At 63.7% G+C, this 24891-nt stretch carries 28 protein-coding genes; 7 read left to right on the top strand and 21 right to left on the bottom strand.

Features of this window, described 5'->3' with window-relative positions:
* The 6 genes from AC0YKC_RS04735 to AC0YKC_RS04760 form a co-directional block, all read right to left on the bottom strand.
* A partial coding sequence (locus AC0YKC_RS04735) for a biotin/lipoyl-containing protein (protein ID WP_488510319.1) occupies nucleotides 1–771 on the bottom strand: 771 nt, incomplete at its 3' end.
* A gap of 3 nt (nucleotides 772–774) precedes the next feature.
* Nucleotides 775–1773, bottom strand: a complete 999-nt coding sequence (locus AC0YKC_RS04740; RefSeq protein WP_488510320.1) for an alpha-ketoacid dehydrogenase subunit beta — start codon at nucleotides 1771–1773, stop codon at nucleotides 775–777.
* Nucleotides 1773–2819 (bottom strand): thiamine pyrophosphate-dependent dehydrogenase E1 component subunit alpha, encoded by a 1047-nt coding sequence (locus AC0YKC_RS04745; protein ID WP_488510321.1) that lies wholly within the window; start codon nucleotides 2817–2819, stop codon nucleotides 1773–1775. The genes AC0YKC_RS04740 and AC0YKC_RS04745 overlap by 1 nt, the downstream gene beginning before the upstream one ends.
* A gap of 2 nt (nucleotides 2820–2821) precedes the next feature.
* Nucleotides 2822–4150 carry an NAD(P)H-dependent oxidoreductase gene (locus AC0YKC_RS04750; RefSeq protein WP_320297255.1) on the bottom strand — a complete coding sequence of 443 codons (1329 nt, stop codon included), beginning with the start codon at nucleotides 4148–4150 and terminating at the stop codon, nucleotides 2822–2824.
* Nucleotides 4151–4454: 304 nt separating this feature from the next.
* Nucleotides 4455–4913 (bottom strand): YbaK/EbsC family protein, encoded by a 459-nt coding sequence (locus AC0YKC_RS04755; protein WP_488510322.1) that lies wholly within the window; start codon nucleotides 4911–4913, stop codon nucleotides 4455–4457.
* Between the two features lie 153 nt (nucleotides 4914–5066).
* Complete coding sequence (locus AC0YKC_RS04760; protein ID WP_320297257.1) at nucleotides 5067–5333, bottom strand: helix-turn-helix domain-containing protein; 267 nt, start codon at nucleotides 5331–5333, stop codon at nucleotides 5067–5069.
* 298 nt (nucleotides 5334–5631) lie between these two features.
* Between AC0YKC_RS04760 and AC0YKC_RS04765 the strand changes: the two genes are divergently transcribed.
* The 3 genes from AC0YKC_RS04765 to AC0YKC_RS04775 all read left to right on the top strand — a co-directional run bounded on the left by AC0YKC_RS04765 (nucleotide 5632) and on the right by AC0YKC_RS04775 (nucleotide 7433).
* Nucleotides 5632–6240 (top strand): hypothetical protein, encoded by a 609-nt coding sequence (locus AC0YKC_RS04765; protein ID WP_434722502.1) that lies wholly within the window; start codon nucleotides 5632–5634, stop codon nucleotides 6238–6240.
* 221 nt (nucleotides 6241–6461) lie between these two features.
* The gene (locus AC0YKC_RS04770; RefSeq protein ID WP_488510323.1) at nucleotides 6462–6668 is read left to right on the top strand and encodes a hypothetical protein; all 207 of its coding nucleotides are present in this window, start codon (nucleotides 6462–6464) and stop codon (nucleotides 6666–6668) included.
* Nucleotides 6669–6782: 114 nt separating this feature from the next.
* Nucleotides 6783–7433: an ATP-grasp domain-containing protein gene (locus tag AC0YKC_RS04775; RefSeq protein ID WP_488510324.1), complete on the top strand. Its 651-nt coding sequence runs from the start codon at nucleotides 6783–6785 to the stop codon at nucleotides 7431–7433.
* A 561-nt stretch (nucleotides 7434–7994) separates the two neighbouring features.
* Here the strand turns inward: AC0YKC_RS04775 and AC0YKC_RS04780 are convergent.
* The 7 genes from AC0YKC_RS04780 to AC0YKC_RS04810 all read right to left on the bottom strand — a co-directional run bounded on the left by AC0YKC_RS04780 (nucleotide 7995) and on the right by AC0YKC_RS04810 (nucleotide 12773).
* Nucleotides 7995–8297 (bottom strand): ElaB/YgaM/YqjD family protein, encoded by a 303-nt coding sequence (locus AC0YKC_RS04780; RefSeq protein ID WP_320297261.1) that lies wholly within the window; start codon nucleotides 8295–8297, stop codon nucleotides 7995–7997.
* A 94-nt stretch (nucleotides 8298–8391) separates the two neighbouring features.
* On the bottom strand, nucleotides 8392–8931 hold the full coding sequence (locus AC0YKC_RS04785) for a MerR family transcriptional regulator (protein WP_042640150.1): 540 nt from the start codon (nucleotides 8929–8931) through the stop codon (nucleotides 8392–8394).
* A 131-nt stretch (nucleotides 8932–9062) separates the two neighbouring features.
* Nucleotides 9063–9386: an integration host factor subunit alpha gene (locus AC0YKC_RS04790; protein ID WP_320233628.1), complete on the bottom strand. Its 324-nt coding sequence runs from the start codon at nucleotides 9384–9386 to the stop codon at nucleotides 9063–9065.
* A 105-nt stretch (nucleotides 9387–9491) separates the two neighbouring features.
* On the bottom strand, nucleotides 9492–10463 hold the full coding sequence (locus AC0YKC_RS04795; protein ID WP_488510325.1) for a beta-ketoacyl-ACP synthase III: 972 nt from the start codon (nucleotides 10461–10463) through the stop codon (nucleotides 9492–9494).
* Between the two features lie 9 nt (nucleotides 10464–10472).
* Nucleotides 10473–11540, bottom strand: a complete 1068-nt coding sequence (plsX, locus tag AC0YKC_RS04800) for a phosphate acyltransferase PlsX (protein ID WP_320297263.1) — start codon at nucleotides 11538–11540, stop codon at nucleotides 10473–10475.
* A 130-nt stretch (nucleotides 11541–11670) separates the two neighbouring features.
* Nucleotides 11671–12219, bottom strand: coding sequence for a YceD family protein (locus tag AC0YKC_RS04805; RefSeq protein WP_488510326.1), 549 nt, complete (start codon nucleotides 12217–12219; stop codon nucleotides 11671–11673).
* A gap of 11 nt (nucleotides 12220–12230) precedes the next feature.
* Nucleotides 12231–12773 carry a ubiquinol-cytochrome C chaperone family protein gene (locus tag AC0YKC_RS04810; RefSeq protein ID WP_488510327.1) on the bottom strand — a complete coding sequence of 181 codons (543 nt, stop codon included), beginning with the start codon at nucleotides 12771–12773 and terminating at the stop codon, nucleotides 12231–12233.
* Nucleotides 12774–12890: 117 nt separating this feature from the next.
* On the opposite strand from AC0YKC_RS04810, the gene AC0YKC_RS04815 reads away from it, so the two are divergent.
* The 3 genes from AC0YKC_RS04815 (at nucleotide 12891) to AC0YKC_RS04825 (ending at nucleotide 15101) form a co-directional block, all read left to right on the top strand.
* Nucleotides 12891–13406, top strand: coding sequence for an outer membrane protein assembly factor BamE (locus tag AC0YKC_RS04815; protein ID WP_488510328.1), 516 nt, complete (start codon nucleotides 12891–12893; stop codon nucleotides 13404–13406).
* A 155-nt stretch (nucleotides 13407–13561) separates the two neighbouring features.
* Nucleotides 13562–14107 (top strand): dTDP-4-dehydrorhamnose 3,5-epimerase family protein, encoded by a 546-nt coding sequence (locus AC0YKC_RS04820; protein ID WP_320297266.1) that lies wholly within the window; start codon nucleotides 13562–13564, stop codon nucleotides 14105–14107.
* A 1-nt stretch (nucleotide 14108) separates the two neighbouring features.
* A complete protein-coding gene (locus AC0YKC_RS04825; protein WP_488510329.1) occupies nucleotides 14109–15101 on the top strand; it encodes a glycosyltransferase family 2 protein in 993 nt (330 codons plus the stop codon).
* A gap of 55 nt (nucleotides 15102–15156) precedes the next feature.
* On the opposite strand, the gene AC0YKC_RS04830 is transcribed toward AC0YKC_RS04825, so the two are convergent.
* The 5 genes from AC0YKC_RS04830 to osmF all read right to left on the bottom strand — a co-directional run bounded on the left by AC0YKC_RS04830 (nucleotide 15157) and on the right by osmF (nucleotide 21608).
* Complete coding sequence (locus tag AC0YKC_RS04830) at nucleotides 15157–17298, bottom strand: sodium-translocating pyrophosphatase (protein WP_488510330.1); 2142 nt, start codon at nucleotides 17296–17298, stop codon at nucleotides 15157–15159.
* A 334-nt stretch (nucleotides 17299–17632) separates the two neighbouring features.
* Nucleotides 17633–18382 carry an ABC transporter permease gene (locus AC0YKC_RS04835; RefSeq protein ID WP_488510331.1) on the bottom strand — a complete coding sequence of 250 codons (750 nt, stop codon included), beginning with the start codon at nucleotides 18380–18382 and terminating at the stop codon, nucleotides 17633–17635.
* Nucleotides 18379–19320: an ABC transporter ATP-binding protein gene (locus AC0YKC_RS04840; RefSeq protein ID WP_488510332.1), complete on the bottom strand. Its 942-nt coding sequence runs from the start codon at nucleotides 19318–19320 to the stop codon at nucleotides 18379–18381. Before AC0YKC_RS04840 ends, AC0YKC_RS04835 begins: the two co-directional genes overlap by 4 nt.
* Nucleotides 19317–20483 (bottom strand): ABC transporter permease, encoded by a 1167-nt coding sequence (locus tag AC0YKC_RS04845; RefSeq protein WP_320297271.1) that lies wholly within the window; start codon nucleotides 20481–20483, stop codon nucleotides 19317–19319. Before AC0YKC_RS04845 ends, AC0YKC_RS04840 begins: the two co-directional genes overlap by 4 nt.
* 213 nt (nucleotides 20484–20696) lie before the next feature.
* Entirely contained in the window at nucleotides 20697–21608 is a 912-nt protein-coding gene (gene osmF / locus AC0YKC_RS04850) for a glycine betaine ABC transporter substrate-binding protein OsmF (RefSeq protein WP_434722492.1), read from the bottom strand.
* Between the two features lie 239 nt (nucleotides 21609–21847).
* Between osmF and AC0YKC_RS04855 the strand changes: the two genes are divergently transcribed.
* Nucleotides 21848–22420: an NADPH-dependent FMN reductase gene (locus AC0YKC_RS04855; RefSeq protein ID WP_434722491.1), complete on the top strand. Its 573-nt coding sequence runs from the start codon at nucleotides 21848–21850 to the stop codon at nucleotides 22418–22420.
* Nucleotides 22421–22582: 162 nt separating this feature from the next.
* Here AC0YKC_RS04855 and AC0YKC_RS04860 read toward each other — a convergent pair whose 3' ends face one another.
* Genes AC0YKC_RS04860 through ribH form a run of 3 tightly spaced genes read right to left on the bottom strand, consistent with a single transcriptional unit; the run spans nucleotide 22583 to nucleotide 24785 of the window.
* On the bottom strand, nucleotides 22583–23803 hold the full coding sequence (locus AC0YKC_RS04860) for an MFS transporter (protein WP_320297274.1): 1221 nt from the start codon (nucleotides 23801–23803) through the stop codon (nucleotides 22583–22585).
* Complete coding sequence (gene nusB, locus AC0YKC_RS04865; RefSeq protein ID WP_320297275.1) at nucleotides 23800–24294, bottom strand: transcription antitermination factor NusB; 495 nt, start codon at nucleotides 24292–24294, stop codon at nucleotides 23800–23802. Before nusB ends, AC0YKC_RS04860 begins: the two co-directional genes overlap by 4 nt.
* On the bottom strand, nucleotides 24291–24785 hold the full coding sequence (gene ribH, locus AC0YKC_RS04870) for a 6,7-dimethyl-8-ribityllumazine synthase (protein ID WP_320297276.1): 495 nt from the start codon (nucleotides 24783–24785) through the stop codon (nucleotides 24291–24293). The genes nusB and ribH overlap by 4 nt, the downstream gene beginning before the upstream one ends.
* Nucleotides 24786–24891: the final 106 nt, after the last annotated feature.

Below are 24891 nucleotides of genomic sequence, written 5' to 3' on the forward strand. Positions count from 1 at the left end.
GAGCTCGCAGTCGAGCGTCAAATAGAAATGCGGGATGGTGGACTTCGCCTCGACGAGGCGCCGCGCAATCGTCTTGCGCATGTTGTCATGCGGCACGAGCTCATAGGAGCCTTCGGCGAACAGCTTCAGCACCTGGTCGTCCGACATCGATTTGGGTGGGGCTGAAGCGGCTGACGTGATTTCAGCCAAGGCCGGCGACGTGATCTCGGCCGGCTGCTCAAGTGTAGCTGAGCCCTTCGCGGCGACTGCGGCCTCTACATCGGTGCGCACCACACGACCGCGAGGGCCACTGCCTCGTATATCGGCAATCATAAGACCTGCCTCGCGGGCCAGGCGGCGCGCAAGCGGCGTCGCGCGTTCGCCGGTCGGCGATTGGCTGATATCTCCACTTGTGCGGGATATGGCCGGCAGCGCAGACGGGGGCGCGACAGGCTGAGAGGCCGGAGGGACAGCGCCCCCTTCTGTCGGCTTCGCCGACAGCGCCCCCACTTGGGGGGAGATTGGAGCCTTGTTCTCAGACGCATAAACCTCGTCGTCAGCATAGATCCAAGCCACAGGCTCGCCGACCGGGATGTCGACGCGCTCCTTGCCTGTCACATTGCGCAGCGTGCCGCTGGCAGGGGCGTCGATCTCCATCGCCGCCTTGTCGGTCTCAATCTCAAAGAGCACATCGCCCTTCTTGACGTGAGCCCCCTCCTCGGCAAACCAGCGCGAGATCTGTCCGGTCGCCATGTCCATGTCGACCTTGGGAAGAATGACCTCTGTCGGCATCGCTCAGCGAACCCCTTTCACGAGGTCGCGAGCAGCAGTGATGATGTCGGGAACCTGCGGCACCGTCGCCTTTTCCAGATCCGGATTATAGGGGATCGGCGTCTCGGCGCCGCCAAGGCGCACGATCGGCGCATCGAGATAGTCGAACGCCTCGCTTTCGGCGACGAGCGCGCTCACTTCCGCACCGATGCCGAGCGTCTTCACCGCTTCGTAGACGCAGAGCAGGCGCGAGGTCTTCTTCACGCTGTCGATGACGGTCTGCCTGTCGATCGGGCGGATCGTGCGCAGGTCGACCACTTCGATGTCGATGCCCTCGCCTTCCAGCACCGCAGCGGCATCGAGCGCCTTCTGGACCATGATCGACGTCGCGACGACGGTGAGGTCGCGGCCTTCACGGCGGATCTCGGCCTTGCCGATCGGAACCGTGTAATGGCCTTCCGGCACATGGCCCTTCATCTTGTAGAGCAGCTTGTGCTCGAAGATCATGACCGGGTCCGGATCGGCGACCGCGGCAAGCAGCATGCCCTTGGCATCGTGCGGCGTTGCCGGCTGGATGACCTTGAGGCCAGGCACGTGGCCGAGCCAGGCTTCGAGGCTCTGGCTGTGCTGTGCGGCGGCACCCGTGCCGGAGCCGGCAGGGAAACGCATCACCACCGGCACCGAGACCTCGCCGCCGAGCATGAAGCGCATCTTGGCCGCCTGGTTGACGATCTGCTCCATGCCGAGCGTGGCGAAATCCGAGAACTGGAATTCGAAGATCGGCCGCATGCCGGTGACGGCCGCGCCAACCGCGACGCCGGCGCCACCCAATTCCGAAATCGGGGTGTCGATCACCCGGTCGGCGCCGTAGCGCTCGACCAGGTCGCCGGTCACCTGGAAGGCGCCGCCATAGACGCCGATATCCTCGCCCATCAGGAAGACGCGTTCATCCATGTCCATGGCGATCGCCATGGCTTCCTGGATCGCCTGGGCGTAGCTCAGTTCACGCACCGCGGCGTCCATCACGCATGCTCCGTGTAAACATAGTTCTGAAGGGTGGCGATCTCGGGCGCCGGGCTCGCCTTGGCGAACTCGATGCCGTCGGCGATCTCCTTGGTGACCGCGTCGCGGATCGCCTGGATGCCCTGGTCGTCGATGAAGCCGAAATCGCGCAGCTCGGTCTCGAACAGCGTGATCGGATCGCGGTTCGCCATCCAATCCTCGATCTCTTCCTTGGTGCGGTAGCGGTTGCGGTCGCTCTTGGAATGGCCGCGATGCCGGTAGGTCTTGGATTCGATCAGCGTCGGTCCCTCGCCCGCACGCGCCCGCTCGACGGCCTTGAAGGACGCCTCGGCCACCTCGGAGAAGATATTGCCGTTGACGATGACGCCGGGCATCGAATAGGCGGCCGCCCGCTCGGCGATGTTCTTCACCGCGGTCGAGCGTGCCGTCGAGGTCGACATGCCGTAGCCGTTGTTCTCGCACACGAAGATCACCGGCAGCTTCCAGATCGCCGCCATGTTCAGCGCTTCGTGGAAGGCGCCCTCATTGTTGGCGCCGTCGCCGAAGAAAGAGACCACGACCTTGCCGGTCTTCATCATCTTGGACGAGAGCCCCGCGCCCACCGCGATCGGAATGCCGCCGGCGACGATGCCGTTGGCGCCGAGATTGCCCTTGGCGACATCGGCGATATGCATGGAGCCGCCACGGCCCTTGCAGTAACCCGTGGTCTTGCCGAAGAACTCGGCGAACATGCGGCTGACTTCGGCGCCCTTGGCGATGCAATGGCCATGGCCGCGATGCGTCGAGGTGATCTGGTCATCCTCGGCGAGCGGCATGCAGATGCCCATGGCGCTCGCTTCCTGGCCGATCGACAGGTGCATCGTGCCGTGGATGAGGCCGCGTGTGTAGCACTCTTCCGCGCCCTCTTCGAAGCGGCGGATGAGGTACATCTTATGAAGCACCGCTCTCAGCTGCTCCGGGCTGTACTGGCGATAGACGAAAGGCAGGTTGGCCCGGCTATCCAGGACGGCTTTGCCGGCCGCGACGGCTTTGCTGGCTCCAGCCATCATCACGCCTCCACAGCGCCATAAACGAGCTTGTCCTGGCGGGCGCGCAGCTCGGCGATCTTCGAGCCCGGCGCGGGCGCCGCGTTGGCATAGGTGATGAGCTCGCCCTTCTTGATCGGTGCGGTGACCGAGCCGCCCTGCAGCAGGCCGCAGGGAACCGCGCGGGCCGCATGGGCCTCCGGGGCCGTCATGATCCAGGCGCGATAGCAATACTCGCCGATGGCATCGAGCTTGTCGCCGGGCTTCAAATCCTTCTTGGCGACCGCACAGACCTCCGCCACGGGCTTGGCCAGCGGCACCATGTCGGCCTTGCCGTAAAGCACGACACGGGCGCAGGTGAGCGGCACTTCAAGCGAGGTCAGGTGATAGGGGCGATGGAAGGTGAAATACGGGCCCTTGCCCATCTTCAGGTCTTCCATGCGCTCCGAAATGCGCGGATGCGACATGTCGGCGACGACGAAGACGCCCGGCGCAACACCCTTGCCGATCGAATAGTCGACCACGCCGACCTTCGACAGCACGCCGCCGTCCTTCTCAGGCACCAGCACCTTCGACAATTCGCCCAGCGTCGCGGCCGGACCGTGCATGCCGGGCTTGTCAGGGACCAGCCCGGTCGCGTTGGCGATCGCCGCCATCTCGACCATGGTCTTCGAACCATCGACGAACTCGACCAGCATGCGCACATTCATATGCCGGCGCTTCGCTTCCTCCTCATAATCCGGAGGCGTGGCGTCGATGTTGAGCGGGTTGTTCTTGCCCTTGCCCGCGGCCACGATCGGATGGCCCATGGCCGAGACGAACTCGATCAGCTCCATGCAGGAAGACGGCTCGTCGCCGGCGCCCAGCGAATAGGTGACGCCCAGCCGGTCGGCCTCGCTCTTGAGATAGGCTCCGATGGTGACGTCGGCCTCGACATTCATCATCACCAGGTGCTTGCCATGCTCCATGGCGCGCAGGCCGATCTCGGCGCCGACGGCCGGAACGCCGGTCGCGTCGATGACGACGTCGATCAAGTCGTTGCCGATGACCAGGCTGGAATCGTTGGTGACGGCGATCTTGCCGGCCTCCATGGCCGAATTCATCGCCGAGGCGGTCGACACTTCCCGCGCGTGTCCGGTTTCCTGGAAAGCGATGTCGACGGCCTTGCTGGCCGCCGGCAGGTTGAGTTCGGAAATGGCGCCGATCTCGATGCCGGACATGTGGGCGACGCGGGTGACGATGTCGGTGCCCATTTCGCCGGAGCCGATCAGGCCGATGCGGATGGGCTTGCCGGACTTGGCTCGTTCCTCAAGGTCGCGGGCAAGGCCCGTCAACGAAATGTTGGATGCCATACCGTGTATTCCTCCCATGTCGCATGCTGTTCGGTTGCTTGACCGGTATTGAACATATGTATTTCTGTCAAGACTAATGTCCAGGTTTTGGGCATTGGTCGACGCTTTTCCAATTGCTCGAGGCGCAACGGCGAAAGGCACGGGCAGCGGACGCCTGTAGAAGCGAACAGCCGCGGCCGAATGTCGGTCAAAACCGCGCCATGGCCCTCGACGAACCATGAAGAGATCTCTGTCTCTTGTTTGACGCAATTCCGGCCGGAAAACCGCTACGCACTTTTCCGGGAATTGCTTCGGGTGGCAATTGTTACTGGCAAACGTCAACCCAAACGGCGCCAACCAGATCGGCCATGCGCTGCGGCGTGATGCGCACTGCGGCATTTGTCGCGCCGGCCGCCGGAACGACTTCGTCGAAAGCCTTGAGCGACAGATCGCAATAAACGGGCAGCGGCGCCGGCAGACCGAACGGACAGACGCCGCCCGGCGGATGGCTGGTGACTGCCAGCACCTCCTCGCCGCTGAGCATGCGCGGCTTACCGCCCATCCTGTCCTTGAATTTGCGGTTGTCGAGCCTGGCGATGCCGCTGGTCACGACCAGCATGGTCTCCTCGCCGACGCGCAGGCAGATCGTCTTGGCGATCTGTGCCGGCGTGACGCCATGGGCTTCGGCTGCCAGCGCGACAGTGGCCGAGCTTGCCTTGGTGACGACGACCTCCACGTCCGGCGCGTGCTCGGCAAAGAAGGCGTGAACCGATTCCAAGCTCATGATGAACCCTCGTCAGGTCTGTCGGACAGCAGCGATCGGCGAATCGCATGGCGCGGCCATTATTGGCAAGAGCCAGCGCCTGCGCCTCGCAGGCACTAAAAAGCCCGCCGGGACAAACCGCGGCGGGCTCCTGAATTGACGCTTCTGGCGCCTCTATTGCTGCGTGGGCCGATTCTCTGTGGACGGCACCCTGATCAATTCCTCTTCCGGCATTTGCAGCGCGGAAGCGATGCGGCGAAGCTTGGCGGGGTCGGCGTCCTTGCCGTCCTCGATGTCGACGATCTCGCCCACGGCCAGGCCGCAGGTCAGAGAAAGCTCCTCGATCGTGTATCCCCTCGTTTCGCGAGCGGCTTTCAATGGATTGAGGCCGGACGCGGCAATGATGTCATTGGCAACAGCGTTTCGTACGGTGTTGGGCATGGCAACTCCTTAAAGGTGAAACAGGTCGGATGAAATGTGGCGTTGCCTGAGACGGGCGGGAGAATGCTCGTTAACAAATGATTTGCCAAGAGCACCGGTACGGCGTCACGCCATCGTGAAGCGCGTTTTGGCCTAATGCCTCGGGCTTCGTACATGTAAGGCCGCGCGGCGCTCAATCAAGTTCTTTTGAAGGGCGGCGGCCGGATTCGCCGGCATTTTCGACGCCTCTATTCGTTAGCTCGCCGTCACCGGCAGCCGAAACCCGCGCGCCGGGCACTTCACGGAAGGATCGAATGCCATGGATTTGAAATCGTTCGCAATTGTGCTCGGCACAATCTCAAGCGTCATCAGCGCGACGCATGCGCAGGCGGCGGACGTCACGCGCATTCGAGGCAGCGTCGTCAGCGTTGCCGGATCGACGCTGACGGTGAAGGACCGCGATGGCAAAACCGACGCGATCACGCTTGCCGGCGGCTGGAAGATCTCGGGGGTCGCGAAGGCATCGGCAGCCGATATCAAGCAGGGCGATTTTCTCGGCATCGCCTCGGTGTCCAAGGCCGATGGCGGCAGCGGCGCGCTTGAGGTCGTGATCTTCCCGGCCGCGCTTAAGGGCACGGGCGAAGGCGACCGCGACTGGGATTTGCAGCCCAACAGCCGCATGACCAACGGCACCGTCGCCGACGTCACCGAGATCCAGGGCCGCTCGGTCACGCTCACCTATGACAACGGCCAGAAGAAGCAGATCGCGATCCCGCAGACGACGCCGATCGTGACATTCGCCGCCGCCACGCCGGCGGATCTGACGCCTGGCATCGCGGTGTTCGTCAACGCCGAGCGCGGCGGCGACGGCAAGCTCGTCGCCAACCGGGTCGTGGTCGGAAATCACGGCATCGCGCCGCCCATGTAAGGCCAGGCGGCCGCGTCTCTGGATTTCCAGAAGATCGCGCAATCCTCGTCCTTCGGGGCGGGGGCGCGACGCAACGGGCTTCCCGGAAACAATCCAGAAACAAAAATCTACAGTTGGGAAAAATTGTCGAAAAAAACCAGGAGGATAGTCCTTGTTGCGAGGCTTGGGTCCCGGATTTGATCCGGTGCATCCGGAACGCCCGCTTAACAAGGAGACGAGTCATGAAGAAGTCCCTTCTCTCAGCGCTCGGGCTGGCTCTGGCCCTGGCGTTCACCATGCCGATCCTGGGCGCCACCAGCGCTGATGCAGCTCCGATGAAGAAGCATCATCATCATCGTCATCACCACAGGCATCATCGCTGGCATCATCATCACCACCATCACCATCATCATCACCACCACAAGAAGATGGCTCCGAAGAAGTACTGACCTTTCGCTTTTGCCGATGGGCAGGCCTTCGCTTGTTGCGCGGTCCGGCCTCCCCATCGGAATTTTTCTGCTTTAGCATCCGGTGATGCCGCACCACGCTCCGGAATGTGTCTGATGGAGGAGGCCAGCGCCGACCTTCCGGCCAGACACCGCCTGGTGCTGATGGCCGCTCGAATCTTGCTGACCCTTCGCCATCCGGTTCTCGTTGCCCGCTTCGCCATGAGACTTGGCTATCTGCCGAACCCAGCCGCCCCAACGCGCTACAACGAGCTGATGCTGTGGCGGAAGATCGTCGACCACAATCCGCTGTTCGTGACGCTGACCGACAAGCTGGCGGCAAAGGCTCATATCCGCGCCGCCTGTCCTGAGTTGCCGGTGCCTGAAACGCTGTGGTCCGGCAGCAATCCGGAAGACATACCGGCGGCACTGCTTGCCGGCCAAGTCGTCGTTAAAACCAACCATGGCTGCGAAATGAACCTCTTCGTTTCCGACGGCCAGCCCGAACGGGCGGAGATCGTGCGCAAGACAAGGCGGTGGCTTACGAAACGCTTCGGGCGGCGTAGCGGCGAATGGGCCTATTGGCCAATCGCCCCCCGTCGTTCTCGTCGAGGAGCGGCTGAAACTCAGCGGCAGAACGATCGCCACCGACATCAAGGTTCATGTCTGCAGCGGCGACATCAGCCATGTCTGGGCCGAGGACAAGCTCGCCGAGCGCTCGCATCTGTTCGATGGCGACGGGCGTCCGCTACCCGGACGCGACCCTGACTACCCGCGTGAGGACCAATTCCTGCCGGTCGGTCCCGCCCTGCTCGACCTTGTCCGGCAAGCGATAGCGCTGGCGCCCCATATCGCCGGAGACCTCGATCATGCCAGGATCGATTTCCTGGTCACGGACAAGGGTCTCTATGCCGGTGAAATCTGCATCTATTCCGCCGCCGGCTATGGCACATGGACCAATCCTGCAATCGCCGAGCAACTCGCACGGCTGTGGCGGCTTGAGGACTCGGCCTACCTCAGGCGTCGGCATCGCGGAGTGAGCCGCTTCTATGCCGAGGCGCTGCGTGCCAGATGCGCGATGCGCGGCACCGATAATTTTGACGGCTGAACACTGACTCGCCGGTCAAACGAGAAAAATCGCGCGACGGCCGCGCGATCTGTAAGGGCCATGGCTCGTGCCTGGTGCCGCAGGAGCATCTGTACCGACACCACCGACAAAAACGGCGAAGACCCGGCTCAAGCTGGCGAACTGATCGCCTGAAACCACAGGGCACGAAAATGGCGGCCGTCGAGGACGGCCGCCATTTCTGTTTCAATCGCGTCGATCGATCAGCGCCGGCTGATCAAAAGGCCCGCAAGCAATCCGACCACGACCAGCCCGACTGCAGCGGCCGTCGCCGGGTGATCGCGCGCCGTTCGCTCGATCACCCTGCCCCTGCGCCGGATTGCCGGCAGGGCCTCGTGGAGGCGATCAGCAAGTTGCGAATAATAGTCGGACGCCGCCTCGCGGCTATCCTCGTAATAGTCGTCACCACGCCTGGCCAGAACCTTCCTGAGGTCGTGCAACTGTCGCGAAAGCGCCGCGACCTGCTTGTCGATATCAAGGTCGGAGAGGGTCGAAAACGATGCCATGCTTGTTGTCCTTCTCTTCGAGAAGGCCTAACGCGCGGACGACGAGCCAGTTCCGGCGGGCAGACCGCGAGGCATCAAGCGGAATGACGACCGTTCAGCGCACCTGGTCGAGCAGGCGCTTGCATTCCAAGAGGTCGAACAGCGCTTCCTGCAGCAAGGCGCGATTGTCACGCGACAATTTCGAAGCGTCTGGTTGAACCGGACCTTCGTCGTCGCTCTTGCCTAGGCCGAAGAAACGGCGGCTGGGCTTCACCTTCGGCTGGCCGACCAGCGCGTCCTCGTCGCCGCGCGGCTGCGCGGCCGCCGTCAGCGGCACCTGCTCGGCCTGGCGGCGCTGGGCGATCGCCTCCACGGCGGCCATGTCGCCATTGCCGATGGCGACCAGAAAATGGTTGCCGTTCTCGCGCAACAGCTTCTGCACGCCTTTGATCGTATAGCCCTGATCGTAGAGCATATGCCGGATGCCCTTGATCAGCTCGACGTCCTGCGGCCGGTAGTAACGCCGGCCGCCGCCACGCTTCATCGGCTTGATCTGGGTGAAGCGGGTCTCCCAGAAACGCAGCACGTGCTGCGGCAGATCGAGATCTTCCGCGACTTCGCTGATGGTGCGGAAAGCATCCGGGCTCTTGTCCATGGGCCAATCCTCCACACTGGACCGCGATCCGGGCATGGTGCCGAATCGCCCCTTATTTCAGCGATTTATGAAACGATATTCAAGCCCGGCTTCAAAACGGCCGGCGGTTTTCAACCGCATTCGCCAGCAAACTACTTGCCGCCCTTGCCCTTGCTGTTCTGGTGCGAACGCAGGATCCGGCTCTTGAGCACGTTCGACGATTTGAACGTCATCACCCGGCGCGGCAGAATCGGCACTTCCTCGCCCGTCTTGGGGTTGCGGCCGACGCGCTCGTTCTTGGAACGGACATGGAAGGTGGCGAAGGACGACAGCTTCACCGTCTCGCCGCGAACGATGGCCTCGCAGATCTCATCCAGGACAGCCTCGACCAGCTCCGCGGATTCAGTTCGCGACAAGCCAACCTTCCGGTAAACGGCTTCAGCAAGGTCGGCACGCGTAAGTGTCTTTCCCCCCATGCGACCGTCCCATCAGCTCGCTAAAAAAATAAATCGATACAGGTAAAGGCTGAGCCTAAGTAATTGATCCGGCAAGGTCAAGAACCGAACCGGCGAGTTCGGCACTTACCAGCGAAGCAATACCGCGCCCCAGGTGAAACCTCCACCCATCGCCTCGAGAAGCACAAGGTCGCCCTTCTTGATGCGGCCGTCGGCGACCGCCACCGACAAAGCGAGCGGCACCGAGGCAGCCGAGGTGTTACCGTGTAAATCGACGGTGACCACCACTTTCTGCTCGGCAATCCCGAGCTTCTTGGCGGAAGCGTCAATAATCCGTTTATTGGCCTGATGCGGCACGAACCAGTCGAGGTCCCCGGCCGTTATGCCGGCCTCGCCGAAGGTCGCCTCGATGACATCGGTGATCATGCCGACGGCATGCTTGAACACTTCGCGGCCTTCCATCCTCAGATGGCCGACGGTCCCCGTGCTCGAAGGACCGCCGTCGACGAAGAGCTTGTCCTTGTGCACGCCGTCGGAGCGCAGGCTCGCCGCCAGCACGCCGCGATCGGCAATGGCGCCGGTTCCCTCCCCGGCCTCCAGAACCACCGCGCCGGCGCCGTCGCCGAACAGCACGCAGGTCGAACGGTCGTTCCAGTCTAGGATGCGCGAGAATGTTTCCGAACCGATCACCAGGACGCGTTTGGCCAGCCCGCCACGGATATAAAGGTCGGCGGTGGCGACGGCATAGACGAAGCCCGAGCACACGGCCTGCATGTCGAAGGCGAAGCCGTGATGCATGCCGAGCCGGTTCTGGATTTCGACAGCGGTCGCCGGGAACGTGTTGTTGGGCGTCGAGGTCGCTAGGATGATGAGGTCGATATCGGTGGGCGTCATGCCGGCGCTGTCGAGCGCGGCGCGCGCCGCGGCTTCGCCAAGCGAGGCCGTCGTCTCGTCGTCGGCAGCAACGTGGCGCTGGCGAATGCCGGTGCGCTGGACGATCCACTCGTCGGAGGTTTCGACCATGCCTTCGAAGTCGGCATTCTTCATGATGCGGCGTGGCAGCGCGGCACCGTTGCCGCGCACGACTGATCTGATCAAGGCTCTTTCCTATTCCTCGGAGCCGGCGACGCCGGACTTCCTGTTTGCCTGCGCGGTCGGGTTGCGCGCATGGAACAGATCGAGGTCGGCCTCGATCCGGTCAAGCAGATTGTTGCGCACCATGTCATAGCCCAGTTCGATGGCGGCCGCGAAGCCGTCCGAATCGGCGCCGCCATGGCTCTTCACCACGATGCCGTTCAACCCCAGGAAGACGCCGCCGTTGGAGCGCCCGACATCCATCTTTTCGCGCAGCCTGTCGAAGGCGCCCTTGGCGAAGACATAGCCGATCTTGGCCATGAGCGTGCGGCTCATGGCGGCGCGCAGATAGCCGGCGATCTGTCTTGCGGTGCCCTCGGCGGTCTTGAGCGCGATGTTGCCGGCAAAACCCTCGGTAACCACCACGTCGACCGTGCCCTTGCCGATATCGTCGCCCTCGACGAAGCCGCGATAATTCATCGAGGCCATGTTGGCCTCGCGCAGCATGCGGCCGGCTTCCTTGACCTCTTCCTGGCCCTTGATCTCCTCGACGCCGACATTGAGCAGACCGACGCTCGGCCGATCGATGCCGAACACCGAGCGCGCCATGCCGGTGCCCAGAATGGCGAAATCGATAAGCTGGTGCGCGTCCGCGCCGATGGTGGCGCCGACGTCCAGCACCACGCTCTCGCCGCGCGTCGTCGGCCACAGCGCCGCGATCGCCGGGCGCTCAATCGTGGCCATGGTGCGCAGGCAGAATTTCGACATCGCCATCAGCGCGCCGGTGTTGCCTGCCGAGATGCAGGCCTGCGCGCCGCCGTTCTTGACCGCTTCGACGGCCTTCCACATCGACGACTTCCAGCGGCCATGGCGCAGCGCCTGGCTCGGCTTGTCGTCCATGCGTACGGCGATCTCGCAATGGACGAATTCGCTTATCTCGGCGAGTTTCGGGAACTTGGCGAGTTCGGGACGCACCACGTCCTCGCGGCCATAGATGACGAAGCGGATGTCCGGGCGGCGGATGGCAACCGTCATCAGCGCCGGGATGACCACGCTCGGTCCGTGATCGCCGCCCATGGCATCGATGGAAATCCTGATCACGTAGTGCTTTTCTCACGGTTTGCATGGCTTGCGGCGGACGCCTGCCAGGGTAAGGGGGCTCGCGAAGGTTCGGCGAAAATAGCGGTTTTGCGCCTGCACACAACCAGCTTTTCCAAAATCCGCACCACTCTCAGGATTTTCCAAGCAGCGAACGCAGCTTTTTCTGGAAATCGCTTTCCTCGGGCTGATCGTCGCCGGCGACGTCGAGCGAGGCCCCCGCCTTGCGCGGATAGGGGTCGATCGCCAGGCCGAAAAACTGTTCGGCCAGCGCGCCGACGTCGATGGCGTCGCCGGAAAATGTCTCCGGACTGTCCGGCCCGTCGGCGTCGAGGATGATCTCGCCGCCGCCTTCGAAACCCTCGCGTCCAAGCTTCGACTGCTCGGGCAGAAACAGCGCCTCGACGGGCTCGTCGATATGCGCGGTCACCGGATCGAGCGTGACGATGCAGGCTTGCGTGATGTCGGCCTCGACGCGACCGGTGACCTTGACTCCATTGCGCTTCCAGGAAGCCACTAGCAGCTCGGCGCGATAGCTTTCGACCGAAAGCAACTCATATTGGGCGGCAAGCGCTTCGCGCTGGCGCTCATCGGCCTCGACCAGGACAGGCAAGCCCTTCTGCGGCAACCGCGCGACATTGGCGACAAAGGATACGGGGCTGCGCAATTCGTCGTCTTTCATCGCGGCCTCCTTCACGCGGCCCCGGCGGCCGGGAACGCGGCGGTGCCGGCGGCGATCGATTCGGTCGGCTGCGCGGCAAGCTTTTGGCAAGCCTCACAGACATAGTCCGCCAGCAGCGACGCCTGCGGCCAGGAGCCGGAGTCCGGCCTGACGTTGCGGGCGAGCGCCGCCGCAAGCGCCACCCGGTCGTTTTCCCTGAGCGCGTCGTCATAAGCGGCCGTACGACCGTAAAACATCTTTGCAAGCTTCTTCATGCGTTTGGGCACGCCGACATCGCTGATGCCAAGTTCGCGCAACGAATGCTCGACGTCGAGGAAGAACTCGTCGATCAGCACCTGCGCGACCTCGGCGGCCACACCTTGCTCGCCACGCAGCCGGTGCTGGACGAGATACATGTGCAGCGACAACATCTCGAAGCGGCCGAGCGGCGTATCCGGCACATTCCAGTCGGAATAAAACACCGTTTGCCGCGCCGCCGCCACGATTTGTGCGTAGAGCGCCTCGGTGATAGCGCGGTTGGCATTGCGTTCGCGGCCAAAAAGGCGCTGGAACATTGAGGGCGGTCTCCCGGGGACCTGTTGTTTAGTTTGGCCTTGTTGCATCGGCATGCAAGCTGGTTTACCGGTTTTGCGGCCCAGCGCAAGTTGCGGGGATGTGATGGAGAATTGTTGTTGGGTGCGCTGAAATTCAAGTCGTTCTTTGCGCCCGCCCCAGTGGGCGTGGCTTCGCTGCTGGTAATGGTGTCAGCGCTTTCCGCCTGCAATTCGTCCAAGATGTTCGGTGATCTCCATCCAAGCGAGACGCTGACGAAAGGCTACGTCATCGACCAGCAGGCGATCGATTCGGTGCCGGTCGGATCGAGCCGCGAACAAGTGCTTTTGGCGCTGGGCACGCCGTCGACGACGGCGACCTTCGACAACGAGGCCTTCTACTACATCTCGCAAACGCGCAAGCGCTACGTTGCCTTCGACAACCCCCGCATCATCGACCAGCATGTGCTGGCGGTCTATTTCGGCGCCGACGGCCGCGTCACCCAGATCGCCAATTACGGCCTCAAGGACGGCAAGGTCTTCGACTTCATCTCGCGGACGACGCCGACCGGCGGCAAGGACCAGAACTTCCTGAGCCAGATCATCAATGGCGCCAGCAAGCTCGCGCCCGGCGTCCCCGGCGGCGGCACTCCCTGAGGCCTCCGGCACCGCCGTTTTCGGCGACTTCTCTCGTCGCGGCAACAAAGCTCGTGCGATTGCTCTCACGGGCTTTTTTCCATCCCTGGGATAGTCCAGCTTGTCATCTCCAAGGTGAACCCTTATCAAGCCGACCGGGTTGGGAGGGCTTGAAAATGTCCAGCGATGAGCGTCCAAGGCCGCACGGCTGGATGGCCACGGGCACACCTGACCAGCCAACCGTAACCCCCGGCTGGCTCGCAATCGACCCTCCGGCAATCGAGGGCGTCCGGGTCAAGGAAATCAGTTCCGTTGCAACGTCCAACGGCTACCTGACCGAGATCTTTCGTGAGGAATGGGCTCTCGATCAATCGCCGGTCGGGCAAGTGTTTCAACGCACGATGTATCCGGGCGCGGTGACGGGCTGGCACGCGCATGCGGCGACCCTCGACCGCCTGTTCTGCTGCGCCGGCAGCGTGCGAATATCGCTTTTCGATGGGCGCAAGGCCTCGCCCAGTTTCGGCGCGCTTTGGCACAAGATCGTCGGCCCCTTGCGGCCGGCAATCGTCACCATTCCGCCGGGCGTCTGGCACGGTGTCGTCGCTCTCGGACCGGAGACGGCGTTGCTGCTCAACCTCGTCGACAAGGCTTACGCCTATGACGCGCCCGACCATTGGCGCTTGCCGCCGGACACAGAGCACATCCCCTATAAGCTGGTGTAGCGTGGAACCCGCCGACCCTCGCGCGCCAACCGGACGGTTCGAGCCGCTGGTTTCCGTCGTCATCGCGACGCATAATCGTCCGGCGGTGCTGCGCCAGGCGCTGAAGAGCCTGCTGGGCCAGACCATGCAGGACTGGGAAGCGATCGTCGTCGGCGACGCATGTCGGGCGGACACCGCGACCACAGTCGCCGCATTCGAAGACGCCCGCATCTCCTATATCGACCTTCCGGTGAATTTCGGCGAGCAATCAGGGCCCAACAATATCGGCTTTGCCCGGGCCTGTGGCCGTTTCGTTGCCATCTTGAACCATGACGATCTCTGGTTTCCCGACCATCTGGCGTCCATGTGCGGCTGGATCGAAGCCACCGGCGCCGACGTGGTGATCGCCCGAGGGGCAGTCATCGAGTCGGCCGCGAGCAAAGGTTCCAGGCACATGATCCTCGGGATGGGGCGGGACGGTTTCTATGACCCAGTCACCACAGTCGGATTCGGCTCCGCGCAAATGATCCGGAGGACGTCGCTGCCAGGACTGGGGCCATGGCGCCCGGCAAGCCAATGCGTTTGCGAGAGTTCTCAGGACTGGCTGTTCCGTGCATGGCGCAAGGGTGCGGTGATTGCGACAATGCCCCATCTAACCGTGCTCATGCTGCATTCGGGCAAGCGCGAAGGCAGCTATGCACGAGACACGGCGCGGGAGCAGGAAGAACTGATGGACGCAATGAACGCGCCAGACGCGTTGCGCGTCAGGGTTCTCGGCAACGCCGAGGAACCTGTTCCTCTCAAGCGCTTCCGCTACCTCAAACGCAGGCTTCTGGCTATGCTTGGCGTGCACCCGCGGGCACGTACCTTCCGCCGTCTTTACCGCCGCGGCGCGTTCATCGAAATGTTGCGGCGGAAACGTGGCCTGCCTCCAATGCCCGGTCGCGAACCGGGCTTGAAGGAGTTGCTGGCTCGCTATCGCGGCAGCGACGGAGGACCGGAAGGCCCACTTTAAGGAAAAGGCCCGCGGGAGCGATCCCGCGGGCCTTGCCTTCGAGCCGCGGCTGCAATCAGCCGTGCGCGAGCACGGCGAGCAGAAGCAGCGCGACGATGTTGGTGATCTTGATCGCCGGATTGACCGCAGGCCCCGCGGTGTCCTTGTAGGGATCGCCGACGGTGTCGCCGGTGACCGACGCCTTGTGCGCGTCCGAGCCCTTGAGGTGCTTGACGCCATCCTTGTCGGTGAAGCCGTCCTCGAACGACTTCTTGGCGTTGTCCCAGGCGCCGCCGCCGGAAGTCATCGAGATGGCGACGAAGAGGCCGTTGACGATGACGCCGAGCAGCGAGGCGCCGAGCGCCGCGAAGGCCGAGGCCTTCGAGCCCGAGATCAGAAGCACGCCGAAATAGACGACGAGCGGCGCCAGCACCGGCAGCAGCGACGGGATGATCATTTCGCGGATCGCCGCCCTGGTCAGGATGTCGACGGCGCGCGCATAGTTCGGCTTCGAGGTGCCCGCCATGATGCCCTTGTCCTCGCGGAACTGCTTGCGCACTTCCTCGACGATCGAGCCGGCGGCGCGACCGACAGCGGTCATGGCGATACCGCCGAACAGATAGGGGATCAGGCCGCCGAAGATCAGGCCGGCGACGACGTACGGATTGGAGAGATCGAAGGAGATCTCGCCCATACCCTGGAAGTAGGGATACTTATCGCCATGGGCGGCAAAGAACCTGAGGTCGTTCGAGTAGGCGGCGAACAGCACCAGAGCGCCGAGGCCGGCCGAGCCGATGGCATAGCCCTTGGTCACTGCCTTGGTGGTGTTGCCGACGGCGTCGAGCGCGTCGGTCGAGTGGCGGACTTCCTTGGGCAGGCCGGCCATTTCGGCAATGCCGCCGGCATTGTCGGTGACCGGACCGAAGGCGTCGAGCGCCACGATCATGCCGGCCAGGCCGAGCATGGTGGTGACGGCGATAGCCGTGCCGAAGAGGCCGCCGAGCTGGTAGGTGGCGATGATACCGCCGACGATGACGATGGCCGGCAGCGCAGTCGATTCCAGCGAGACCGCGAGACCCTGGATGACGTTGGTGCCGTGACCGGTCACCGACGCCTGGGCGATCGAGTTCACCGGACGCTTGTTGGTGCCGGTGTAGTATTCGGTGATCACCACGATAAGACCGGTCACCACGAGGCCGATGAGGCCGCAGATGAACAGGTTCTTGCCGGTGATGGCGATGCCGGCAACGGTGCCGATCTCGCCCCAGCCAACCGTGGCCGAGGTGGCGATGGCGAGGCCGACGATCGACAGCAGGCCGGTAACGATAAGGCCCTTGTAGAGCGCGCCCATGATCGAGCCGTTGGCGCCGAGCTTGACGAAGAAAGTGCCGACGATCGAGGTCAGGATGCAGGCGCCGCAAATGGCCAGCGGATAGAGCATCGCCGCGCCCAGCGCGGCCGTGCCGCCGAAGAAGATGGCGGCGAGCACCATGGTGGCGACGACGGTCACCGCATAGGTCTCGAACAGGTCGGCGGCCATACCGGCGCAGTCGCCGACATTGTCGCCGACATTGTCGGCGATGGTGGCCGGGTTGCGCGGATCGTCCTCCGGAATGCCGGCTTCAACCTTGCCGACGAGATCGCCGCCGACGTCGGCGCCCTTGGTGAAGATGCCGCCGCCGAGACGGGCGAAGATCGAGATCAGCGAGGCGCCGAAGCCGAGCGCGACGAGCGAATCGATGACGACGCGGTCGTTCGGCTGCAGGCCCAGCGGGCCGGTCAGGATGGCGTAGTAGATCGAGACGCCGAGGAGCGCCAGGCCCGCGACCAGCATGCCGGTGATGGCGCCCGACTTGAAGGCGATGTCGAGACCGGCGGCGAGGCTGTTCGAAGCGGCTTGCGCGGTGCGCACATTGGCGCGCACCGAGACATGCATGCCGATGAAGCCGGCGGCGCCCGAAAGCACCGCGCCGATCAGGAAGCCGATAGCGGCGGTGATCGAAAGCAGCCACCAGGCAAGCAGGAGAACGACGGTACCGACGACCGCGATGGTCGTGTACTGGCGCGCCAGATAGGCCTGGGCGCCTTCGCGGATGGCGGCAGAGATTTCCTGCATGCGCTGATTGCCCTGATCGGACGCAAGGACCGAACGTGTCGCCCAGATGGCGTATAGAACTGACAGCAAGCCGCAGGCGATGACGGCGGTAATGATGGTCATTGCCGGATTTTCCTCGATTGATGGCCCAAAAGAACCCCTCCCTGGGCCGTTGGAACGGAGATGAGTGCCGCGCACGGAATCCACCCCTTGGCTGGGGTGTATGCGAAACAGGGCTTGGAACGTCAAGATATTGTTCGGTTTTTGCCCGGCTTTCGCCCAAAAGAAGAAGGCAGGAATCGTTGTGCCAGCGCGAGCCTGGAATTAGATCGATTGAAATGACGCTGCGTGCGGCTGTTCAGGATCGAGTCTCTCCATTCCAATTCATGGCAACAAGCCGCTCAAGACAGGACTTCTGAAGATGGCCGAAATCAACGAAAACGAAGTCTGAACCTCCCTACTCCACGCCCTGCCCCATGCGCCGCGCGGCATAGCGTTCGATTACCGACAGGCCGTCATAGATCAGGACCGCAAGCGCGGCGACGATCAGACCGCCCTGCAGGACGAAGGCAAGGTTGTTCGAGATCAGGCCGGCGATGATCACTTCGCCCAGCGTCTTGGCCGCCACCGTCGAGCCGATGGTCGCGGTGGCGAGGCTGATGACCACGGAGAGCCGGATGCCGCCGAGGATCACCGGAGCGCTCAGCGGCAGCTCGACCTTCATCAACCTTTGCCAGCCGGTCATGCCGGCGCCGCGTGCCGCTTCCATCACGTTGCCGGGTAGCGTGGTGAGCGCCGTCAGCGCATTCTCGAAGATCGGCAGCAGGCCGTAGAGGAAGAGCGCGATCAGCGTCGGTTTTTCGCCGAAGCCGACGGCCGGCACGGCAAGCGCCAGCACGGCAACCGGCGGGAAAGTCTGGCCGATATTGACCAGGCTGCGCGACAGGGGCAGGAACTCGGCGCCGGCCGGCCTGGTGACCAGGATGGCCAGCGCCACCGCGACGATCGTCGCGGCGACCGTCGCGATCAGCACGGTGCGCAGGTGCTGCAAGGTCAGCGTCAGCAGACTGCCCTGGTTGTAGATTGCCGGCGCGCCATTCTCGGTCAGCGGCTTCAGCAATGGCTCGAACCAGCCAGGGTTGGTGATGAAGACCACCAGCAGCACCAGAACGGCCAGCCTCAGCAGCGCGGGCAGCCAGGCCTTCATTGCGGCCTCGCCGCGCGCTTCACCAGGCCTTCGACGGTGACGCGGCCAATGAGCTTGCCGTCGGCGGCGTCCTTCACCGGCAGCGCAGGGCGGCCCGACCACAACAGTTCGGCCAGCGCATCGCGCTGCGTGGCCTCGCCTGGGATAGCCTCGCCCTCGGCGCCGCCCGGCTCCACGGCATCGCGCACGGCACCAAGCGACAGCAGCCGGAACGGCCTTTCGCTGGCGCCGACCAATTCCTCGACGAAGTCGCTTGCCGGCCTCGCCAGGATTTCAGCCGGCTTGGCGTATTGCACCAGCTTGCCGGCATCCATGACGGCGATCTTATCGCCCAGATGCACGGCCTCTTCCATGTCGTGAGTGACGAGGATGATGGTGGTGCCGAAACGCTTCTGGATCGCCAGCAGATCCTCCTGCGCCTTGGTGCGGATGATCGGATCCAGCGCGCCGAAGGGTTCGTCCATCAAAAGCACGTTGGGTTCGGCGGCCAAAGCGCGGGCGACGCCGACGCGCTGCTGCTGGCCGCCGGAAAGCTCGTGCGGATAGCGCGGGCCATAGGCCTGCGGGTCGAGCTGGTAAAGCGTCATCAACTCGTCGACGCGGGCCTTGATGCGATCCCTGTCCCAGCCGAGCAGCAGCGGCACGGTGGCGATGTTCTGCGCCACCGTGCGATGCGGAAACAGGCCGTGACCCTGGATGGCGTAGCCGATGCTGCGGCGCAGTTGGTAGCCGGGCACCGAGCGGTTGTCGGCGCCGTCGAGCTTGATGACGCCGGAGGTCGGTTCGACCAACCGGTTGATCATCCTCAGCAGCGTCGTCTTGCCGGACCCCGACGTGCCGACGATGGTTGCGATGGTGCGCGGTTCGATGACCATCGAAACATTGTCGACCACCGTCGTCTCGTCATAGCGCTTGGTGATGCCTTCGATCTCGATCATGCCGTTTCAACTACCCTGCGCTTGGTGGCGGTCATCTCGATCACCGCATCAAGGATGATGGCCGCCGCAAAGGCCAGCGCCACGGTGGGCAGCGCGCCGAGCAGCACCAGATCCATCGCCGTCTGGCCGACGCCCTGGAAAACGAACACGCCGAAGCCGCCGCCGCCGATCAGCGCGGCAATTGTGGCAAGGCCGATATTCTGCACCAGCACGATGCGGATGCCGGTCAGGATCACCGGAAAGGCGAGCGGAAATTCGACATCGAACAGGCGCTGGCGATCGGTCATGCCCATGCCGCGCGCGGCGTCATTGGCGGCGCGAGGCACACCGGCGAGGCCGACCACGGTGTTGGCCACCACCGGCAGCAGCGAATAGAGGAAAAGGGCGACAAAAGCCGGCGCGGTGCCGATGCCCCTGATGCCGATCGCGGCGGCGCCCGGCACGTGGACGGCAACCCAGCCGAGCGGCGCGATCAGCAGGCCGAAAAGCGCGATCGAGGGAATGGTCTGGATGATGTTGAGCACATTGAGCACCCCCGCCCGCAGTTTGTCGACGCGATGGCAAAGGATACCGAGCGGTATGCCGACGATCACCGCGCCAGCGAGCGAGCCGAGCGCCAGCGTGACGTGCTTGGAGGCTTCCGTCCAGAAACTGTCGGCGCGGCTGGCGTATTCCTTGAGAATGGAGAGGCTGTCCCAGCTTCCCGAGACGAGCAGCGCTGCGATGGCCAAAGCGGCAAGCACCAGCACGCTGACGCGCGCCCAGGGCGACAGGTTCAGCCTGGTCAGCACGTCGGCCAACAGCAAGGCGAAAGCAAAGACCAGCAGCCAGAAACCCGAAGCTGGGGCGACGCGGGCAAAAGTGTTGCCGGCGGGTGTCAGGAAACCGCCGGCAACGCCAATAAGGATCGTGATCGCGACAAGCGCGACAACGCTGGCCGCCAGCCTGAGCACCAGCGGGGTCCTGAGCAAGGCGACGATGGCGGCGGCGATCACTATCGCCAGCAGCAGCATGCCTAGCGCGGGCGGCAGCGCCTCGAGGATCGAACGCGCCTGCCCCGGCACGATGCGGTTGGCACGGAACGTGGCAAAGGGGGCCGCCAAGGCGGCGTAGGCGACGATCGCGGTGATCACGACGCCGAGCTTGTCGAAGCGGAGGTTCATGAGGAGGGGTTGCGCGAAGCGCCCCTCTCTGGCCTGCCGGCCATCTCCCCCTCCAGGGGGGAGATCAGATGTCGCGAAAGTTTTCGCCAATCACCTGGGGTGGAGAAGAAAGCGGGAGGCAGCAGCTGGCGATCTCCCCCCTTGGGGGGGAGATGTCCGGCAGGACAGAGGGGGGTGCCTCGCACCGACTTCGCGCGCTTCAGGCCAAACTTGTTACTTCAAAAACCCGTTCTTCTTGAGGAAATCCTCCGCCACGCCCTTCGCGGGTTCGCCGCCCAATTGCACGCGGCCATTGAGCTCCTGCAGCGTGACGAGATCGAGCTTGGCGAAGACCGGCTTCAGCAGCGCCTCGATCTCGGGATGCTGCTTCAGGACCTCTTCGCGGATGATCGGCGCGGGCTGATAGACGGGCTGCACGCCCTTGTCGTCATCGAGCACGACGAGGCCGGAAGGCTGGATGCCGCCATCGGTGCCATAGACCATGGCGGCGTTGGCGCCGTTGGTCTGGTTGGCGGCGGCTGCGATGGTCGCCGCGGTGTCGCCGCCGGAGAGCGTGATCAGCTGGTCGGGCTTCAGCGTGAAGCCGTATGTCGTCTGGAAGGCCGGAAGTGCCGCCGCCGAATTGACGAACTCGGCGGAAGCGGCGAGCACCACCTTGCCGCCGCCCGCAACGTATTTTCCGAAATCCGTCAAGGTCACGAGCTTGTTCTGGTCGGTCACTTCCTTGCGCAGCGCTATCGCCCAGGTGTTGTTGGCCGGCGACGGCGACAGCCAGACGATCTTGTTGGCATCGTAGTCGAGCTTCTTGGCGGTTTCGTAGGCCTTGGCGGCATCCTTCCAGACCGGATCGTCGGCCTTCTGGAAGAAGAAGGCGGCATTGCCGGTGTATTCGGGATAGATGTCGATCTCGCCGGCGGTGATCGCCTTGCGCACGACCGGCGTCGCGCCGAGCTGGATGCGGTCCGTCGTCTTTATGTTGTTGGCATTGAGAACGAGCTGGATGATGTTGCCCAGCACCCCGCCTTCGGTATCGATCTTCGAGGACACCACCACCTGGGCATCCGCCGAAGCCGTCGCGATGCCGAGCGCTATCGCCGCGAAAGCGAGCTTTCTGATTGAAAACATTGTGAAAATCCCTTGCTATGAACCGATCGATCGGTGGCCGCATATGAGCACGGCTTTAACGGCCAGTCGGGGCATACGGTTTCATAACTAGGGGGACACGCGCAATAATTTTGTTCGGCCGGGGTTAAGCCTTACCCCACCCGACATAACGCAATGCCGACCTAAGGTCGGCTGGCGACTTCCCCTGTTCTGGGGAATATTAGGAGCGGCGGGGTCGGCGGCCAACACGGGAGTATGTCATGGCCAAGCACAAAGTCGGCTACCTCATCGGCAGCCTCGCCAAGGGCTCCATCAACCGCAAGCTCGCGAAGGCCCTCGTGAAACTGGCGCCTCCGGAACTTGAAATGACGGAGATCTCCTTCAAGGACCTGCCGCTCTACAGCTACGATTACGATGCCAACTTTCCTCCGGTCGCCCTGGAGTTCAAGAAAGCCATCGCGTCCGTCCAGGCGGTGCTTTTCGTCACGCCGGAATACAACCGCTCGATCCCGGGCGGCCTGAAGAATGCGATCGACTGGGCCAGCCGCCCTTACGGCAAAAACTCCTTTGCCCGTAAACCGTCTGCGGTCATCGGAACCTCACCCGGCGCGATCGCAACCGCGGTCGCCCAGCAGAGCCTGCGCAGCGTCTTGAGCTTCTGCAACGCACCCCAGATGAACTCTCCCGAAGCCTACATTCAGTTTACCCCGGGATTGATCACCGACGATGGCGAGGTGACGGTGGAGTCGACCGAAACATTCCTGCGCAACTACATGGACGAATTCCACATGTTCATCGCGCGGGTCCTGCAGGTGCTCCCGCCGGATGCATGACGCTGGCTGTCTAAGCGCGTCTCGCTGAAACGGATTCAGGCGATGCGCTTCAAGTCCTTGTTTGGATGCAAGTCGTTGTCCCAGAACCGCTGCGCACTTCTGGGCGACATGCATTAGGGCAGGCTGTGCGAGCGGGCTGGAAGAACTGATCCGGCGCCTTCTTCAAAGTTTGGGGGCGCCCACCATCTTCAATGTGCCGAGCGCGACAAAACAAAGCAGGACGACCGGGAACACGATCCAGTTCAGCATGGTCCAGCCCCAGGCATTGTAGATCGCGCCCGACATCAGCGAGGAGAAGGCGACGGAGCCGAACAAGACAAAATCATGAAAGCCCTGGACCTTGCTCTTCTCCGAAGGCCGGTAGCTGGCGGCGACCATCGCCGTGGCGCCGATGAAACCGAAGTTCCAGCCGAGCCCGAGCAGGATCAGCGCCGTCCAGAACTGCCACAGCGCCAGTCCGGAAAGCGCCACGACGCCGCAGCCGATCAGCAGGATAAGGCCGGTGGCGACGATGCGTTCGGCGCCGAAGCGATGGATCAGCGAACCGGTGAAGAAGCTCGGCCCGAACATCGCCATAACGTGCCAGGAAATGCCGAGCGTGGCATTGTCTTCCGACAGGCCGCAGCCGACCATGGCGAGCGGCGCGCCGGTCATGACGAAGCTCATCAGCGCGTAGCTGCCGACGGTGCAGAACAATGCGGCGACGAAACGCGGCTGGGTGACGATTTCAATCAGCGGGCGGGCATCGCTTGCGGCGGTTTCAGTGACAGTGTCCGTGCGGGACGAAACCCGTAGGAACGACAAGATGAGCGCGCCGGCCGCCGCCAGGGGCAGGATCGAGGCGAAGGACCCGGCAAACATCACCGGGGCCAGCAATTCGCGCGTGTAGATGACGATCTGCGGCCCGAGGATGGCGGTGATGATGCCGCCTGCCAGCACGAAGGAGATGGCGCGCGCCTTGAATTCGGGCGGCGCGTTGTCGGCGGCGGCGAAGCGGAACTGCTGGACGAAGGCGCCGCCGATACCGATGACGCAGAGGCCGAAGGCGAACAGCCAGAAGCTCGACTGATAGAGCGCGAGCGTCGCGATCAGGCCGCCAAGCGCGGTGACGATCGTGCCGGTCATGAAGCCGCCGCGATGGCCGAGGTTGCGGATGAGGGCGGCGGCCGGCAAGGCGCCAAGCGCCACGCCGATGTTGAACCCGGTGACCGGCGCGGTGGCGAGCGACTTGTCGGGACCAAGCAGATATTGCCCGGCAAGCGCGCCGAGCGAAATGGCGATTGGCGCGGCCGACCCGACGATCGCCTGCGCGGCGGCAAGCAGCACCGCGGTGCGGCGCCCTTCCCTGCCGGTCTCGGCGACCGCGGCCGTTGCGGTCGTCACGAAGCGTCCTTGCCACGCCCCTCGCCGCGAACCCGGCGCGAGACACGATCAAGGACGGCGTTCACCAGCTTCGGCTCGTCTTCCTCGTAAAAGGCCTTTGCGATGTCGACATATTCGGAGACGATCACGGCCACCGGCACGTCCTCGCGCTTCATTAATTCATAGACGCCGGCGCGCAGGATGGCGCGCAGCGTCGAATCAAGCCGCGACAGCGGCCAGTCCTCGGTCAGCGCCTGGCGGATGACGGGATCGATGGTCTTCTGGTTCTCGACGACGCCTGTCAGGATGGCGCGGAACCATTGCGCGTCGGCCTCGCGATAGAGCGCGCCATCGACTTCCTTGCCGAGGCGGAAGGCCTCGTATTCGGCCGTGATCTCGAAAACGCCGACGCCGGCCACATCCATCTGGTAGAGCGCCTGGACGGCGGCAAGACGGGCGGCACCGCGCTTGTTGGCGTGGCGCACCGCTCCGGTCGAGGCGGGATCGCTCACGATTGGGCTCCGAATTTCTCTTTGAGCGCGATCATGGTCAGCGCCGCGCGGGCGGCGAAGCCGCCCTTGTCGCCTTCCGTTTTGCGCGCGCGCGCCCATGCCTGCGCATCGTTCTCTGTGGTCAGGATACCATTGCCGACCGCAATCGCCTCCTGCACCGACAGATCCATCAGCGCGCGGCTCGATTCATTGGCGACGATGTCGAAGTGATAGGTGTCGCCGCGGACGATGGTGCCGAGCGCGACAAAACCGTCGTAGTGTGTGCCGCCTTCGGCGGCGCCGTCGAGCGCGAAGGTGATGACCGCCGGTATTTCGAGCGAGCCGGGAACCGTGACGACGTCATAGGTAGCGCCGGCCTCGTCGAGCGCGCCGGTCGCGCCTTCGAGCAGGGCGTCGGCGAGGTCGTCATGAAAGCGCGCTTCGACAATGAGCAGATGCGCCTTCGCCTTTGGGCGAATGAACGCTTTGCCGTGTTGGGATGTTCCAGCCATAAAAGTCTCCGGGGGGTTGCCGGTGACTTAGGCCGAAGCCGGGTTTATCGCAAGCGGAAGATTGGTCCGGGTGCCGCTTGGTCTATCGCATCTTTATCCGAGGCGG

The sequence above is a fragment of the Mesorhizobium sp. CNPSo 4661 genome (genome assembly GCF_057784215.1).

What these genes read in the sequence shown, in the direction of transcription:
- AC0YKC_RS04760 (WP_320297257.1), bottom strand. Translation starts at nt 5,333, where the DNA reads ATGCCCAACACCGTACGAAACGCTGTTGCCAATGACATCATTGCCGCG.
- AC0YKC_RS04840 (WP_488510332.1), bottom strand. Translation starts at nt 19,320, where the DNA reads ATGATCGAGATCGAAGGCATCACCAAGCGCTATGACGAGACGACGGTG.
- AC0YKC_RS04830 (WP_488510330.1), bottom strand. Translation starts at nt 17,298, where the DNA reads ATGACCATCATTACCGCCGTCATCGCCTGCGGCTTGCTGTCAGTTCTA.
- AC0YKC_RS04765 (WP_434722502.1), top strand. Translation starts at nt 5,632, where the DNA reads ATGGATTTGAAATCGTTCGCAATTGTGCTCGGCACAATCTCAAGCGTC.
- AC0YKC_RS04790 (WP_320233628.1), bottom strand. Translation starts at nt 9,386, where the DNA reads ATGGGGGGAAAGACACTTACGCGTGCCGACCTTGCTGAAGCCGTTTAC.
- AC0YKC_RS04740 (WP_488510320.1), bottom strand. Translation starts at nt 1,773, where the DNA reads ATGGACGCCGCGGTGCGTGAACTGAGCTACGCCCAGGCGATCCAGGAA.
- AC0YKC_RS04845 (WP_320297271.1), bottom strand. Translation starts at nt 20,483, where the DNA reads ATGAACCTCCGCTTCGACAAGCTCGGCGTCGTGATCACCGCGATCGTC.
- AC0YKC_RS04820 (WP_320297266.1), top strand. Translation starts at nt 13,562, where the DNA reads ATGTCCAGCGATGAGCGTCCAAGGCCGCACGGCTGGATGGCCACGGGC.
- AC0YKC_RS04785 (WP_042640150.1), bottom strand. Translation starts at nt 8,931, where the DNA reads ATGGACAAGAGCCCGGATGCTTTCCGCACCATCAGCGAAGTCGCGGAA.
- osmF (WP_434722492.1), bottom strand. Translation starts at nt 21,608, where the DNA reads ATGTTTTCAATCAGAAAGCTCGCTTTCGCGGCGATAGCGCTCGGCATC.
- AC0YKC_RS04805 (WP_488510326.1), bottom strand. Translation starts at nt 12,219, where the DNA reads ATGAAAGACGACGAATTGCGCAGCCCCGTATCCTTTGTCGCCAATGTC.
- AC0YKC_RS04775 (WP_488510324.1), top strand. Translation starts at nt 6,783, where the DNA reads ATGGAGGAGGCCAGCGCCGACCTTCCGGCCAGACACCGCCTGGTGCTG.
- AC0YKC_RS04770 (WP_488510323.1), top strand. Translation starts at nt 6,462, where the DNA reads ATGAAGAAGTCCCTTCTCTCAGCGCTCGGGCTGGCTCTGGCCCTGGCG.
- AC0YKC_RS04745 (WP_488510321.1), bottom strand. Translation starts at nt 2,819, where the DNA reads ATGGCTGGAGCCAGCAAAGCCGTCGCGGCCGGCAAAGCCGTCCTGGAT.
- ribH (WP_320297276.1), bottom strand. Translation starts at nt 24,785, where the DNA reads ATGGCTGGAACATCCCAACACGGCAAAGCGTTCATTCGCCCAAAGGCG.
- AC0YKC_RS04750 (WP_320297255.1), bottom strand. Translation starts at nt 4,150, where the DNA reads ATGGCATCCAACATTTCGTTGACGGGCCTTGCCCGCGACCTTGAGGAA.
- AC0YKC_RS04780 (WP_320297261.1), bottom strand. Translation starts at nt 8,297, where the DNA reads ATGGCATCGTTTTCGACCCTCTCCGACCTTGATATCGACAAGCAGGTC.
- AC0YKC_RS04855 (WP_434722491.1), top strand. Translation starts at nt 21,848, where the DNA reads ATGGCCAAGCACAAAGTCGGCTACCTCATCGGCAGCCTCGCCAAGGGC.
- AC0YKC_RS04755 (WP_488510322.1), bottom strand. Translation starts at nt 4,913, where the DNA reads ATGAGCTTGGAATCGGTTCACGCCTTCTTTGCCGAGCACGCGCCGGAC.
- AC0YKC_RS04810 (WP_488510327.1), bottom strand. Translation starts at nt 12,773, where the DNA reads ATGTTCCAGCGCCTTTTTGGCCGCGAACGCAATGCCAACCGCGCTATC.
- AC0YKC_RS04835 (WP_488510331.1), bottom strand. Translation starts at nt 18,382, where the DNA reads ATGAAGGCCTGGCTGCCCGCGCTGCTGAGGCTGGCCGTTCTGGTGCTG.